The sequence below is a fragment of the Dactylosporangium sp. CS-047395 genome (genome assembly GCF_050942185.1).
Taxonomy (GTDB): domain Bacteria; phylum Actinomycetota; class Actinomycetes; order Mycobacteriales; family Micromonosporaceae; genus Dactylosporangium.
Genome location: NZ_CP192015.1, coordinates 6,860,728 through 6,874,816 on the forward strand (window position 1 = coordinate 6,860,728; position 14,089 = coordinate 6,874,816).

Sequence of the window (14,089 nt, forward strand, 5' to 3'; positions counted from 1 at the left end):
GGCTAACGCGGGCTGCGACCACAACCGGCGCAAGGGTTCGCAGCGCCCGCCGCGCTGCCTACGGTCCCTGGCTACGAAAGGAGTCCGTTGTGAGCGTAATCGTGCTCCGCCAGGCCACCAAGCGTTTCCCGGGCAACGGTGGCCGGCCCCACACCGCCGTCCGGGACCTCACCTTCGCCGTCGAGGAGGGCGAGTTCGTCGCCGTGGTCGGGCCGACCGGCTGCGGCAAGTCCACGACGCTGTCGCTGGTGTCCGGCCTCGAGCCGCCGTCCTCGGGGGAGGTCGAGGTCGACGGCGCCCCGGTCCGCGGCATCCCGGCGGGCGTCGGCTACATGTTCCAGTCCGACGCCGTGCTGCCGTGGCGCTCGGTCATCGACAACGTCGCCGCCGGGCCGCGCTACCGGGGCCGCGGCAAGGCCGAGGCCCGCGCCCAGGCCGCGGTCTGGGTCGAGCGGGTCGGGCTGGCCGCGTTCGAGCGGTACTACCCGCACCAGCTCTCCGGCGGCATGCGCAAACGGGTCGCGCTGGCCCAGACGCTCGTCAACGAGCCGCGGATCCTGCTCATGGACGAGCCGTTCAGCGCCCTGGACGTGCAGACCCGGGCGCTCATGCAGGACGAGCTGCTGCGGCTGTGGCAGGGCACCGGCGCCGCCGTCGTCTTCGTCACCCACGACCTGGAGGAGGCGATCGCGCTCGCCGACCGGGTGGTGGTCATGACGTCCAGTCCGGCGACGGTGAAGGCCATCTTCGACGTCCCGCTCCCCCGCCCGCGCCGGGTCGAGGAGATCAGGCTCACCGCGGCGTTCGTGGAGACGTACCGCGAAATCTGGGAAAGCCTGCGCGAAGAGGTCGAGCGGGCCCGGGCCGAGGCGGCGCACCGTGTCGGCTGAGGTGGTGACCGCGCCGGCGGCGACCGAGCAGGTCGCACCGCGCCGCCGGCCGAAGCTCGTCATGTGGGCCGTGCGCCTCGCGGTCGTCGTGGTCTGGCTGGGCAGCTGGGAACTGGCCGCCACGCACTGGATCGACCCGTTCTTCTACTCCAGGCCGTCGGCGATCTGGGAGCGCCTCGGCGACTGGTTCACCAAGGGCACCGCCTTCGGCCCGGTGTGGACCCAGATCAGCATCACCCTGCAGGAGACGGTGCTCGGCTTCGTCATCGGCGCGATCGGCGGGGTGCTGCTGGGCATCCTGCTCGGCCGGGCCCGGTTCGTCGCCGACGTCGCCGCGCCGTTCATCAAGGCCGCCAACGCGGTACCGCGGATCGTGCTCGCCTCCCTCTTCGTCATCTGGTTCGGACTCGGCCTGTCCTCGAAGGTCGCCACCGCCGTCGTCCTCGTGTTCTTCGCCGTGTTCTTCAACGCCTTCCAGGGCGCCCGCGAGGTCGACCGCAACCTCGTCAACAACGCCCGCATCCTGGGCGCCTCCCGCGTCCAGGTGCTCACCTCGATCGTCGTGCCCAGCGCGATGTCGTGGATCTTCGCCTCGCTGCACGCCGCGTTCGGGTTCGCGCTCATCGGCGCGGTCGTCGGCGAGTACGCCGGCGCCGACAAGGGCCTGGGCCTGCTCATCGCCAACGCCCAGGGCACCTTCGACGCGGCCGGCATCTACGCCGGAATGATCATCATCACCGTCATCGCCCTCCTCGCCGAGTGGCTGCTCACCCTGCTCGAAGGCCGGCTGCTGCGCTGGCGCCCGCCCGTGCAGGCCGACACCCAGATCTGAAGGGACCATCCGCATGCGCAAGTTCGTGGCACTCGCCTGCTGTGCCGGGCTGCTGCTGGCCGGCTGCCGGGGCACCGCACCGGACCAGACCGGCTCCGCCGAGGCACCCACCCAGGTGAAGATCATGGTCGGCGGCATCGACAAGGTCATCTACCTGCCGGCCAAGCTGACCGAGCAGCTCGGCTACTTCAAGGCCGAGGGGCTCGACGTCCAGCTGCTCACCGAGCCGTCCGGCGCCACCGCCGAGAACGTGCTCATCTCCGGCGACGTCCAGGGCGTCGTCGGCTTCTACGACCACACCATCGACCTGCAGACCAAGGGCAAGTGCATCACCAGCGTGGTCCAGCTGGCCGACGTGCCGGGCGAGGTCGAGATCGTCGCGGCGAACAAGGCCGGCCAGATCACGAGCCCGGCCGACTTCAAGGGCCGCAAGCTCGGCATCACCAGCTCCGGCTCGTCGACCGACTTCCTCACGCAGTACCTCGCCACCAAGGGCGGCCTGCAGAGCGGCGACTACACCACGGTCAAGGCCGGCGCCGGCCAGACGTTCATCGCCGCCATCGACAACGGCGGCATCGACGCGGGCATGACCACCGACCCGACCGCAGCCCAGCTGACCAGCACCGGCAAGGGCAAGATCCTGCTGGACATGCGCACCGAGGCGGGCACCCGCGCGGCCCTGGGCGGCCTGTACCCGGCCAGCTCGCTGTACATGGACTGCGCCTGGGTCCAGGCCCACCCCGACGCGGTGCAGAAGCTCGCCAACGCCTTCGTCAAGACCCTGCGCTGGATCAAGGACCACAAGCCCGACGAGATCGCCGCGAAGATGCCGGCCGAGTACGCCGCCGGCAACGCCGGACTCTACGTCCAGGCCGTGACCGACAGCATCGGCATGTTCAACGGCGACGGCGTCATGAAGGCCGAGGGCGCCAAGAACGTCCTCGAGGTGCTCAGCCAGTTCTCCCCGAACGTCAAGGGCAAGAAGGATCAGGTCGACCTGGCCAAGACGTACACGACCGAGTACGTCAGCAAGGTACAAAAATAAGAAACAGTGTTCGTCCGCACCGCAATACCGGTCCAGGCGTTGGACGGACAATGGACGGGAACTACGCGGATGCGTTCCAGAATACCGGCGCGGTGGACAAGTACGAACACGTCACATACGCACCGGGCACGTATGCCTGGCACATCAACCGGCGTCAGCGGGTGTACCTGCGCGGCCTGATCCGCCGCGCATTCCCCGACCTGCGCCCGACCCTGCACGACTTCGCCTGCGGCACCGGCCGGGCCATCCGCAACCTCGATGGCCTGGTCTGGTACGCCCACGGCTACGACACCTCGCCGGACATGCTGGCCAAGGCGGCGGAGCTGGGCACCGAGGCGGACCTGCACACCGTGGCGACCGGCGGCCCGGTCCCGCAGCCGGTCGCCACGGACGGCCCGGCGCTGGTCACGATGTTCCGGCTGCTGCTCAACGTCGACGACGACGTCCGTGAGCGAGCCCTGGCCTTCGCGGCGCGCGCGCTGCCGAACGCCGAGACCGGGCTGCTGGTCGTCGAGAACCACGGCAACCGCCGCTCGCTGCGGCACCTGCGGGCCCGCCGCCACACCGGCCGCCGCTGGTTCGCGGAACTGTCCCACGCGCAGGTGGCCCGGCTGCTGCGGCGGCACGGCTTCGAGGTGGTGGCGCGGCGCGGCTTCTCGATGCTGACGCCCGGCTGGTACGACCGGCCGCTGCTGCGGCCGTTCGCCCGCACCGCCGACGGCCTGGCCTGCCGGCTTCCGGGCAGCGCAGGGTGGGCCGTGAACGTCGTCTACGTGGCCCGCCGGACCGCCTAGGCCTCAGGCGATTTCCACAACTGCACCACCTACAGCATGTAGGATGCCATTCAGCGCACATTCAGCTTCAGTGTGTGACGCTTTCCGGCATGAGGGTGGATCCATGCGTCTCCTGCTGATCGACGACGAGGTCGCGCTGGCCGAGATGATTCGCGACGGGCTCGCCGGTGAGGGATTCACCACGGACCTGATGTTCAACGGCGTCGACGGCCTGTGGGCGGCCACGGAGAGCCCGAACGGCGCGTACGACGCCATTGTGCTCGACATCATGCTGCCCGGCCTCAACGGCTACGAGGTGTGCCGGGAACTGCGCCGCCGCGAGGTGTGGACCCCGATCCTCATGCTGACCGCGAAGGACGGCGAGTACGACCAGGCCGACGCCCTCGACCTCGGCGCGGACGACTACCTCACCAAGCCGTTCCCGTTCGTCGTGCTCGTCGCCCGGCTGCGGGCGCTGATCCGCCGGGGCGCCCCGCAGCGGCCGGTGGTGCTCGCGGCCGGCGACCTGCACCTGGACCCGGCCCGCCGGCGGGTCGCTCGCGGCGAGGACCACATCGCGGTCACCCCGCGCGAGTTCGCGCTGCTGGAGTTCCTGCTGCGCCGCTCGGGCGACGTGGTCACCAAGACCGCCATCCTCGAGAACGTCTGGGACGCGGGCTTCGAGGGCGACCTGAACATCGTCGAGGTGTACGTCGGGTACCTGCGCAAGAAGATCGACCACCCGTACGGCCGCACCGCCATCCAGACCGTCCGCGGCGTCGGCTACCGGCTGGACCCGCATGGCGGCTGAGCGCCTGGCCGCACCCCTCGGTTTCGCCCTGCTGACCGCGCTGGTCGCCGCGCGCTTCGGCCCGCTGATGCGCTGGGATGCCGCCGTGAGCGACGCCGCGCTGCGCTTCGCCAGGGCCCACGACGGCTGGCGCACCGCCATGTCGGCGATCACGCACACCGCCGACACCGCGGTGCTGCTGTGCCTCCTGCTGGCCGCGGTGCTGTTCACGGTGTTGCGGCGGGATTGGCGCGGGCTGGCGTTCGTGCTCGGCGCCGCCGTCACCGCGACGGTCCTCCGGCTCACGGTACTGGCCCTCGTGCACCGGCCCCGCCCGCCCGAGCGGCTCACCGCCACGTCCGGCTGGGCGTTCCCGTCCGGCCACACCACGTCGTCGGCGATCGCGGCCGGGCTGCTCGTCGTCGTCCTGTGGCCGCTGCTGGCGAACCGCATCGCCCGGACCGCGCTGGTCGCCCTCGCCGCGGTGTGGGCCGCGCTCGTCGGCATCAGCCGGGTCGCCCTCACCGCGCACTGGCCGACCGACGTGCTCGGCGGCTGGCTGCTCGCGGGTTCGGTGCTCGCTGCGCTCGGCCTGTTCCGGCGGGCCGCACCGCCGCGAACCTGACGTTCAACGTCGTTTCAGGTGGACCGCCCTACCTTGGGTGCATGACCGATGAGCACACCACGAACGCCGACGAAACCGTTGCCACGCCTGAGATTCCCGCCGCGCCGCCCCGCCGCGGGTGGCGCACGTTCTTCGCCACGCCCAAGCGCGCCGCGGCGACGGCCGCGCTCGCGGTGGGCCTGCTGATCGCGGTGCCGTGCGGCGTCGCCGGGGTCGCCGTCGGGCTCGTCGCGGGCTCCGAGTCCGGCCACCACCACGACGACGAGGCCGACGGTGGCGAGCACGGCAACCGCGACGAGGAACAGAACAACGAGCAGAACAACGAGCAGCGGGACGGGAACTCCGGCCGCGGCGCGAGCCCGACCGGGCCGGCGACACCACCGGCAACGGCCGTCCCGGCCACACCCCCCGCGCCGTCCCCGACGGCGTAGTCCTCAGGCCGGGGGTGGCAGCCACGGGTCGAGCAGCGAGGGGTCGGCGACGGCCGACTCGACCCGCCGGCGTTCCTCCGGGGTCAGGGTGAGTTCGCGGAGGCGGGCACCCAGAGCCGGTACCACATCCGGCTCCTCCAAAGCGGTCGCCAGTTCGAGCATCGACGCCAAGGCCAGTCCCTGCTCGACGGCCGGTGCCGTGGCACCGTGGCGGCGCAGCCCGGACTGCAGCGCCCGGAACGCGGCGAGGTCGTCGTGCTTGAACTCGCGGAGGATGCGCGCGTTGTCGAGGACCCGGGCGAGGCCCTGCAACTGTTTGGAGCCGCCGTACTCCACGTCCGGCTCGTCGCGCTGGATGAAGATGATCTGGTTGCCGGACGGGTCCATGACGGTGAACCGCGAGGCTCCGGCGCGGTAGCGGGTGATGCGGGGCAGGCCCTTGGCGAGCACCTTGCCGTACGTGGCGCGCATCGCCGCGACGAACGCCGCGTGGTACGGGGCGACGGCGTCGACCATCACCAGGCAGCCGCCCGTGTTGTCGTCGGTCGGCTGCACCCAGGCCGCCGCCCGCTTGTAGTGCAGCTGGATGCCGCGGAGCTGGAACGCGAGGTACAGGTAGGGCTTCTGCTGCTCGTAGGTGACGGCGAACCCGAGGGCGCGCCAGAAGGCGAGGGTCTCCTCCGGCGCGACGCAGGGCAGCAACGGCACGGTGGTCTCGTTGGGCGGGACGCGCTCGTCAAGCATGCGTGCTCCCGGGTGTGTCGCGCAGGGCGTCGCCCAGGGGGACCAGGCCGTGCTGGAGGCCGAAGATCGCCGCCTGGGTGCGGTCCTGCAGGCCGAGTTTCGTGAGGATGTTCGACACGTGCGACTTCACTGTCTGCTCGCCGAGCGACAGCGCCCGGGCGACCTCGCGGTTCGAGCGGCCCCGGGAGAGCTCCATGAGCACGTCGCGCTCGCGGGCCGAGAGCCGGTCCAGCGGGCCCTCGCGATCCTGCGCGCGCCAGCGGTGTACGAGCACGGCGGCGACGTCCGGGGCGAGCACGCTCCCGCCGGAGGCCGCGGCCCGGACCGCCTCGGTCACCCGGTCGGCCGGCGTGGTCTTCGGCAGATACGACAGGGCGCCGGCGCGCATCGCCTCGATCGCCCGGTCCTCGTCGGCGTACGACGTCAGGACGATCACCGCCGGCCGGTGCTCGTCGCCGCGCAGCGCGTGCAGCACGCCGAGACCGTCGAGCCCGGGCATGGCCAGGTCGAGCAGGACCACGTCCGGGCGCAGCCGGCGTATCCCGGCCAGCGCGGCCGCGCCGTCGCCAGCCTCGCCGACCACCTCGATGCCGGCCTCCTGGGTCAGCATGAACCGCAGGCCCTGGCGGACCACCTCGTGGTCGTCGACGATCAGCACCGTGACCATGCCGCTCAGCCTAGCCATTGCGGGACCGCCGGGAGGGTCACGCGAACGGTGGTTCCCTGCCCGGGCGCGCTGGCTATCTCCATCGTCCCGCCGGCCTCGCGCAGCCGTTCCCGCATGAGGTCCAGGCCCATCCCGTGCCGGCCGCCCGCCTCGCGCGGATCGAAGCCCAGGCCGTCGTCGCGCACCGTCACCACGACCCGGTCGCCGTCGGCCGCCAGCCGGACCGCGATCGACGCGGGCTCGCCGTGGCGCACGGCGTTGCCGACGGCCTCCTGGACCACCCGCAGTACCGCATGCTCGACGGACGCGTCCAGGTCGACCGGGGCCAGGTCGGCGGTGACCGGGATGCCGAGCCGCACCTCGTAGGCCCGGCACAGCTCGTCCAGCGCCGCCGCGAGCCCGGCGTCCTCCAGCTGGATCGGCCGCAGCTCCAGCAGCAGCGCGCGCATCTCGCGCATGGTGCGGGCCAGCGAGCGCTCCATCGCCTCGGCCTGCTGCTGCAGCGCCGACCCCGGGCTGAGCGCCTTGCGCATGCCCGCCGCGACCAGGCTGACCGAGAACAGGTCCTGCGAGATCGAGTCGTGCAGCTCCCGCGCGATCCGGCCGCGTTCGGCCCGGCGGGCCTCGGCTCCGGCCGCGGCGCGCTGCTCGGCCACGGCCGTCTCGAGCCGCTCCGCCATGGTGTTGAACGACCGCTCCAGCCGGCCCACCTCGTCCTCGCCGGACACCGGCAGGCGCACCCGCAGGTCGCCACCGGCCATCGCGGCCGTGCCGTCCGACAGCCCCCGGATCCGCCGGATCAACCGGCCGGTGCTGAGCAGCCCGAACAGCGCCCCGACCGGCACGAGCAGCAGCAGCGCCCCGGCGCCGGGCAGCACCACCGAGCGGATCGCCGGCCCGCTGCCGGCCGGGGCGGGCGAGGGGCGCTGGGTGAGGTCGAGCTCGACGTACGCGATGCCGGCCACACCCTGCTCGGCCTGGATCGGCTCGGCCGCCCACGCGAAGGTCCGGCGCTGCTGGGCGATCCGCCCGTCCGTGGGCCCGCCGGCCCGGGCCGCCGCCGGCAGCGCGCCACCGGGGCGGAACGCGTCGGCGGGCGCGGCCGCGACGACCCGGCCGTCCGCGTCGGCCACCACCTGCACCGGGTCGTCGCCGGGCGACGCATCCCGCGCGTGCACCGCGAACGCGTCCGTGGCGACCGCGGCCGTCAGCGCATCGCCGGTCACGCTGATCCGCTTGCCGACCGCGGCCGCCAGATCATGCGCCAACCGCTGCACGGTCACCTGTTGCAACTGCAGTTCCGCTTGTACCGCACGATCCTGCGCCACCCCCGCCGCCCGATCGGCCGCCCGGACCCGCGGCACGAGCACGGCGAGCAGCACGGCCTCGACGAGCAGGACCGCGGCGGCGGAGACGAGCACGTACGAGACCGCCATCCGCGGGCGCAGGCCGAGCCGCGACAGCATCCTCACCTCCGGCAGCGTACCGACGCGGGCACCCCTCGAAGGTGGGTGCGGCGGGCCCGACTTTGGGGGATGCGCGGCCGCACCCGCGTCGGCATCGTGAGGCCATGGCGATCCTCGAACTGCGGGGCGTGCGCAAGACCTACCCGGGTGAGCCGCCGGTCGAGTCCGTGCGCGGCGTCGACCTGACCGTCGGGCCGGGCGACCTCCTGGCCGTCTCCGGCGCCTCCGGATCGGGGAAGTCGACCCTGCTCAACCTGATGGCGACGCTGGACCGGCCGACGGCGGGCTCGGTGCTCATCGACGGCCGGCCGGTCGAGGGACTCACCGACCGCCAGCTCGCCGGCGTGCGGGCGCACCGGGTCGGCGTGGTGTTCCAGCAGTTCCTGCTGCTGGAGTCGCTCGACGCGCTCGACAACGTGGCCACCGGCCTGCTGTACCGCGGCGTGCCGGCCGGGCAACGCCGCGCGCGGGCCGAGGCGGCGCTGCGGCGGGTCGGCCTCGGGCACCGCATCCGCCATCGGGTCACCAAGCTGTCCGGCGGGGAGCGCCAGCGGGTCGCGATCGCGCGGGCGGTGGTCGGCCGCCCGGCGATCGTGTTCGCCGACGAGCCGACGGGCAACCTCGACTCGGCCACGAGCCGCGACATCATGACCCTGCTGGCCGAGCTCAACGACGACGGCACCGCGATGGTCATCATCACGCACGAGGCCGCGGTCGCCGACGCGTGCCGGCGCCGGGTCGTGATGCGGGACGGCCGGCTGGTCGACCGCGGGCGGCGGCCTTGAGGCGCACCGCGAAGGTCGCCGCCGCGGTCGGGCTGCTCGGCGTGGCCGGGCTGCTGACGTCCGAGCGGCTGCCCCGCCCGCCGGGGCCGCCCGCGGCGGCACCGGTGCGCACCACGACCGCCGAGGTCACCCGCGCGACCGTCGCCGAGCGCCAGTTCGTCAACGGCTCGCTCGGCTACGCCGGCTCGCTCGTCGTGTCCGGCGCCGGCTCGGGCACCCTGACCTGGCTGCCGCCGGTCGGCACCGTCGTCAGCGCGGGCGAGGCCGCCTACGAGGTCGACGGCCGGCGCGTGACCCTGCTCTACGGCGACCGACCCGCCTGGCGCGACATCGCCCTCGGGATGCCCGACGGCGCCGACGTCGAGCAGCTCGAACGCAACCTGCGCGAGCTGGGCTTCGGCGCCGGGCTGACGGTGGACCAGAGGTTCACCGGCGCGACCGCCGCCGCCGTGCGGCGCTGGCAGCAGGCGAACCGCATGACCGTGACGGGTGCGCTGCCGCTGGGGGCGGTCACCTTCACGCCCGGCGCGATCCGGGTCAGCGGCCGCGACCTCGAGCCCGGCGCCCGCGTCGAGCCGGGCGAGCCGGTCGAGCACGCGACCGGCACCGAGCCCGCGGTCACCGTCAACGCCTCGACGCAGCAGCTCGCCTGGATCAAAGCCGGCGATGCCGTCGTGGTGACGCTGCCGGACGCGAGCAACCGGCCCGGCCGGGTCGCCGCGATCGGCACCACGACCCCCGGCGACGGCACGGCGCCGAGCACGGTGGCCGTCACCATCCGCCTCGACGGCGCGGTCAGCGGCTTCGTCGACCAGGCGGGCGTGCAGGTCTGGGTCGTCCGGGCCACGCACCCGGACGTGCTGACGGTACCGATCACCGCCCTGAACGCCGCCGGCGCCGGCCGGTACGAGGTCATCGTCGTCGACGGCCCGGGCACCCGGCGGGTACCGGTGCGCACCGGGCTGTTCGACGACCTCACCGGCACCGTCGAGATCACCGGGCTCCTCGAGGGGCAACAGGTGCAGGTGCCCCGTGACGCCTGAGCCTCGCAGCACGCTGCCCGTCCGGGATCTGCTGCCGACCGCCTCGCTCGCCCTGCGGGCGCGGAGGATGCGCGCGCTGCTGTCCGGCCTGGGCATCGCGATCGGCATCGCCTCGCTCGTCGCCATGCTCGGCGTCACCAGGTCCAGTCAGGGCGCGCTGCTGGCCCAGCTCGACCGGCTCGGCACCAACCTGCTCACTGTGGTCAACGGCACCGACGCGGGCGGCGGCGAGCAGCTGCTGCCGGCGACCGCGACCGCCATGATCGGCCAGGTCCCGCACGTCCAGGCGGTGGCGCCGACGGCGAAGCTGCCCGGCACCGGCGTGTACCGCAACGACCGGGTCAAGGCCGCGCGCTCCGGCGGCCGCTCGGTGCGGGCCGCCGGCGCGACGCTGCTGAGCACGCTGGACGGCGCGCTGCTGGCCGGGCGGTTCCTCGGCGACGACGACGCCCCGGTGACCGTCCTCGGGTACGACGCCGCGACGACGCTCGGCATCACCGGTGCCACCGGCTCCGACCGCGTGTGGCTCGGCGGGCACTGGTACACGGTGGTCGGCATCCTCCAGCCGTTCCCGTACGCCCCGGAGCTCGACCAGGCCGCGCTCGTCTCGTTCGGCTCGGCCGGGCACCTGCTCGGGTACGACGGCCATCCGAGCCGCATCTATGTGCGGGCGCAGACGGAGTACACCGCGGAGGTGGCCGGTCTGCTCGCGCCGGCGGCCAACCCCGAGCACCCGTCCGGGGTGTCGGTGAGCCGCCCGTCGGAGGCCCTCACCGCCCAACTGCGGGTGCGGCAGTCCGGGGCGGGCCTGATGCTGGGCCTGGGCGCGATCGCCCTGCTCGTCGGCGCGATCGGCATCGCCAACGTGATGGTGATCGCCGTGCTGGAGCGGCGTACCGAGATCGGCCTGCGCCGGGCCCTCGGCGCCGCCCGCGCCCACGTGGCGGCCCAGTTCCTGACCGAGTCCCTGCTGCTGGCCATGCTGGGCGGGGTCGCGGGCATCGCGGTCGGCGCGGCGGTCACCGCGGGCATGGCCGTGTCGCGCGGCTGGACGGTCCTGATCCCGCCCGAGGCGCTGTACGGCGGCCTGCTGGTGTCGGTGGTGGCCGGCGCGGCGGCGGGTCTCTATCCGGCGCTGCGGGCCGCGCACCTGCCGCCGACGGAGGCGCTGCGCACCGCCTGAGCCTCCCCCAAATGGTGGCCGCCCGGCCCGCTCCTTCGGGGGTCGCGGATCCGGGTCCGGACGGCGACCGTCGAACCATGCGAATCGCAGTGCTCACCATCGTCGCGCTGCTGGCCGGCTGCGGGGCCGGCCAGACCGCCCCGGAACCGGCCCGCGAACCGTACGCCGCCGCCGCGCAGTGCATGCGCGCCAACGGCTTCCCCGACTTTCCCGACCCGGTCGAGCGGGACGGCCGGTGGGGCTTCCCGGCGTCGGTCAACGGCCTGGTGAAGCAGCCGGCCGCGGAGTGCCGGGAGCAGTTCGCCCGCATCGGCGCCATCCCGGCCCACACGCAGCGCCCGGTCGGCGTCGAGGAGATGGGCAAGCTGCGGGCGTGGGCCGCGTGCATCCGCACCAACGGCCTGCCGGACTGGCCCGACCCGGACAGCGACGGCACCTTCCGCCCCACCGCGGCCCCGGCGGACGACGACCCGGCCTGGCGGCGCGCCGACGAGGCCTGCCGCCACCTGGAGCCCGGCCCGATCCAGGTCGACCCCGGCCCGGGCGCCCGCGCGACGAAGGCCGCCGCGGGATGAGCGGCGCGGTCGTGACGGCCGACGGGGGGCGACCGCCACGACCGGCCGGGTCATTTCCCGGTGCGGGTGTGCTGGGTGAAGGTCTGCAGGTCGGCGCTCACGTCGTAGAAGACCTTCGCGCCGTCCTTCGTGCCGAGCACGTCGTAGGACCCGTCCGGGTCCTTGCGCACGCTCGTCACCGACACCGACGAGTCCTTGGCCTTCATCGCCGCCGTCACCTTCGCCAGCTCGTCGCCCGTCACCGCGGTGTCGTTGGAGGCGCCGCGGCCGCCGCCACCGCCGTGGCCGCCCTTGCCGCCGCCGGTGTTCAGGGTGAAGGTCTTGAGATCGGCGCTCACGTCGTAGAAGACCTTCGCGCCGTCCTTCGTGCCGAGCACGTCGTAGGACCCGTCCGGGTCCTTGCGCACGCTCGTCACCGACACCGACGAGTCCTTGGCCTTCATGGCCGCCGTCACCTTCGCCAGCTCGTCGCCCGTCACCGCGGTGTCGTTCGAGGCGCCACGGCCCTCGCCACCGCCACCGCCACCGCCGGAGTGCGGGCCGGTGCTGGACGAGGCGCTCGGCGAGGGCGCCGTCGTCTCGGCGCTCGCCAGCTGGGCGGCGCCGAACACCATGATGCCGGTCGCCGTCAGGCCCGCCGCCGCGAAGCCGATGCGCTTGATGTGCTTGCTCGACACGTGTCTTCGCTCCCATCCCCTGCGCAGGCCGCTTTACCTGCGCTTTCGTGACTTCCAGAGTCGGTGGCGAAGCTGGGTGAATGCTGCCAGGGACCTGCCGTGGAGCTGGCACCGGCGATTCTTAGACGGCTCTTATGCGTCGGTGAGCGGCAGGCGCAGCCGCAGCAGGGCGCCGCCGGCCGGGGACTCCTCGACGGTCAGGGTGCCGCCGTGGGCGGTGGCGATGTCCCGGGCGATCGGCAGGCCGAGCCCCGTGCCGCCGCCGGCGCGGGAGCGGTCCTCGTCGAGGCGGACGAAGCGGCCGAAGACGCGGGCGCGGTCCTGCGCGGCGATGCCCGGGCCGTCGTCGGCGACCACGATCTCCGCGGTACCGTCCTGAGCCTCCAGCGTCACCTCCACCGTGTTCTTCGCGTAGCGGGCCGCGTTGTCCACGAGGTTGCGCAGCACGCGCTGCAGGTGGTGCGGGTCGCCGCTGACCCGCACCGGGGCCGTCCGCGCGGTCACCTTCAGGCCGGGGTGGTCGGCGGCCAGGCGCTCGCGTTCCAGGTACACGAGGTCGTCCAGGTCGACGTCCTCGTGCCGCAGCTGCAGGCCCTTCTCGTCGACGCGGGCGAGCAGCAGCAGGTCGGCGATGAGGCGGGCCATGCGGTCGCTCTCCCGGCGCATGCGCACCACGTGCGGGCCGTCGCCGAGCAGGTCCAGGCCGGTCAGGACGGTCGACAGCGGGCTGCGCAGCTCGTGTGAGGCGTCGGCGACGAACCGGCGCTGGGCCGCCGTGGCCGCCTCGATGCGGTCCAGCATGCCGTTCATGGTGTTCGCCAGTGCGGCGATCTCGTCGGCCGTCGGCGGTACCGGCAGCCGCGCGTGCAGATTCCGCCCGCTGATCGTCTCCGCCTGGCGGCGCATCGCGTCGACCGGCCGCAGCGAGCGCCCGACGAACAGGAACGTCGCCACGCCCACGATCACCGTCAGCACGGGCAGCCCGACGGCGAGGGCGCCGACCGCCGCCTCGGTCCCGTCGTTGATCTCGTCGAGGGACTGGCCGACCAGCACCGTGCGGGGCCCGGCCGCGGTCGACACGCCGAGCGCGGTGATCCGGAAGTACTCGTCGTGCGGCGCCGCCAGCCGCCGCTGCTCCCGCCGGGTCTCCCCCGCCGCCGGGCGCAGCGGCGAGATCGGCTGGGCCCCGGTGAGCAGCGTCGAGGAGCGCAGGACCGTGCCGTCCGCGCCGAGCACCTGCACCACCGTCCGGTCGCGCAGCGATGGCTGGATCACCGCCGTCAGCGCCTCCTCGTCGCCGAGGGCCCCGGCGATCTGGGCCGCGCGGTCGCCGGCGCTCTGGTCCACGTTCCCGGTCAGGATGAGCCGCGCGGCGACGACGAACGCGACGCCCGTGAGCACCGAGGCGATGGCCACCACCGCGGACGCGGCGAGCGCGGAGCGCATCCGCACCCCGAGCCGCTGCCGTATCCGCTCCGCGTATCTGCGCACCTACCGGACGCTACGGCCGGGAACCTGAACGGGGCCTGAGTTTCAAGGTGTTCTCAGGATCGGGCGGCCAGC

At 73.6% G+C, this 14,089-nt stretch carries 16 protein-coding genes; 11 read left to right on the forward strand and 5 right to left on the reverse strand.

Annotated features, from left to right (window positions below; all coding sequences use genetic code 11):
* Positions 1–89: 89 nt before the first annotated feature.
* The 7 genes from ACQP00_RS32250 (at position 90) to ACQP00_RS32280 (ending at position 5,386) form a co-directional block, all read left to right on the forward strand.
* Complete coding sequence (locus ACQP00_RS32250; RefSeq protein WP_433202383.1) at positions 90–890, forward strand: ABC transporter ATP-binding protein; 801 nt, start codon at positions 90–92, stop codon at positions 888–890.
* Complete coding sequence (locus tag ACQP00_RS32255) at positions 880–1,722, forward strand: ABC transporter permease (protein WP_433202386.1); 843 nt, start codon at positions 880–882, stop codon at positions 1,720–1,722. The genes ACQP00_RS32250 and ACQP00_RS32255 overlap by 11 nt, the downstream gene beginning before the upstream one ends.
* 13 nt (positions 1,723–1,735) lie before the next feature.
* A complete protein-coding gene (locus ACQP00_RS32260) occupies positions 1,736–2,767 on the forward strand; it encodes an ABC transporter substrate-binding protein (RefSeq protein ID WP_433202389.1) in 1,032 nt (343 codons plus the stop codon).
* Between the two features lie 92 nt (positions 2,768–2,859).
* Positions 2,860–3,561 carry a methyltransferase domain-containing protein gene (locus tag ACQP00_RS32265; protein ID WP_433202392.1) on the forward strand — a complete coding sequence of 234 codons (702 nt, stop codon included), beginning with the start codon at positions 2,860–2,862 and terminating at the stop codon, positions 3,559–3,561.
* A gap of 103 nt (positions 3,562–3,664) precedes the next feature.
* Positions 3,665–4,351, forward strand: coding sequence for a response regulator transcription factor (locus ACQP00_RS32270; protein ID WP_433202395.1), 687 nt, complete (start codon positions 3,665–3,667; stop codon positions 4,349–4,351).
* Positions 4,341–4,955, forward strand: coding sequence for a phosphatase PAP2 family protein (locus tag ACQP00_RS32275; protein WP_433202398.1), 615 nt, complete (start codon positions 4,341–4,343; stop codon positions 4,953–4,955). The genes ACQP00_RS32270 and ACQP00_RS32275 overlap by 11 nt, the downstream gene beginning before the upstream one ends.
* Before the next feature lie 41 nt (positions 4,956–4,996).
* On the forward strand, positions 4,997–5,386 hold the full coding sequence (locus tag ACQP00_RS32280; protein ID WP_433202401.1) for a hypothetical protein: 390 nt from the start codon (positions 4,997–4,999) through the stop codon (positions 5,384–5,386).
* Between the two features lie 3 nt (positions 5,387–5,389).
* On the opposite strand, the gene ACQP00_RS32285 is transcribed toward ACQP00_RS32280, so the two are convergent.
* The 3 genes from ACQP00_RS32285 to ACQP00_RS32295 are packed head-to-tail and all read right to left on the reverse strand — an operon-like array spanning position 5,390 to position 8,263.
* Complete coding sequence (locus ACQP00_RS32285; RefSeq protein ID WP_433202404.1) at positions 5,390–6,130, reverse strand: glyoxalase; 741 nt, start codon at positions 6,128–6,130, stop codon at positions 5,390–5,392.
* Positions 6,123–6,797 carry a response regulator gene (locus ACQP00_RS32290; protein ID WP_433202407.1) on the reverse strand — a complete coding sequence of 225 codons (675 nt, stop codon included), beginning with the start codon at positions 6,795–6,797 and terminating at the stop codon, positions 6,123–6,125. The genes ACQP00_RS32285 and ACQP00_RS32290 overlap by 8 nt, the downstream gene beginning before the upstream one ends.
* Before the next feature lie 5 nt (positions 6,798–6,802).
* Positions 6,803–8,263 (reverse strand): ATP-binding protein, encoded by a 1,461-nt coding sequence (locus ACQP00_RS32295; protein WP_433224070.1) that lies wholly within the window; start codon positions 8,261–8,263, stop codon positions 6,803–6,805.
* 104 nt (positions 8,264–8,367) lie between these two features.
* Here ACQP00_RS32295 and ACQP00_RS32300 point away from each other — a divergent pair, with 104 nt between their 5' ends.
* The 4 genes from ACQP00_RS32300 to ACQP00_RS32315 all read left to right on the forward strand — a co-directional run bounded on the left by ACQP00_RS32300 (position 8,368) and on the right by ACQP00_RS32315 (position 11,849).
* Positions 8,368–9,048, forward strand: a complete 681-nt coding sequence (locus ACQP00_RS32300) for an ABC transporter ATP-binding protein (protein ID WP_433202410.1) — start codon at positions 8,368–8,370, stop codon at positions 9,046–9,048.
* Positions 9,045–10,091 (forward strand): peptidoglycan-binding protein, encoded by a 1,047-nt coding sequence (locus tag ACQP00_RS32305; protein WP_433202413.1) that lies wholly within the window; start codon positions 9,045–9,047, stop codon positions 10,089–10,091. The genes ACQP00_RS32300 and ACQP00_RS32305 overlap by 4 nt, the downstream gene beginning before the upstream one ends.
* Complete coding sequence (locus ACQP00_RS32310; protein WP_433202416.1) at positions 10,081–11,274, forward strand: ABC transporter permease; 1,194 nt, start codon at positions 10,081–10,083, stop codon at positions 11,272–11,274. The genes ACQP00_RS32305 and ACQP00_RS32310 overlap by 11 nt, the downstream gene beginning before the upstream one ends.
* Positions 11,275–11,351: 77 nt before the next feature.
* Positions 11,352–11,849 carry a hypothetical protein gene (locus tag ACQP00_RS32315; RefSeq protein WP_433202419.1) on the forward strand — a complete coding sequence of 166 codons (498 nt, stop codon included), beginning with the start codon at positions 11,352–11,354 and terminating at the stop codon, positions 11,847–11,849.
* A 50-nt stretch (positions 11,850–11,899) separates the two neighbouring features.
* Here ACQP00_RS32315 and ACQP00_RS32320 read toward each other — a convergent pair whose 3' ends face one another.
* A complete protein-coding gene (locus ACQP00_RS32320) occupies positions 11,900–12,526 on the reverse strand; it encodes a hypothetical protein (protein ID WP_433202422.1) in 627 nt (208 codons plus the stop codon).
* 132 nt (positions 12,527–12,658) lie between these two features.
* The gene (locus ACQP00_RS32325) at positions 12,659–14,017 is read right to left on the reverse strand and encodes a sensor histidine kinase (protein WP_433202425.1); all 1,359 of its coding nucleotides are present in this window, start codon (positions 14,015–14,017) and stop codon (positions 12,659–12,661) included.
* Positions 14,018–14,089 lie beyond the last annotated feature (72 nt).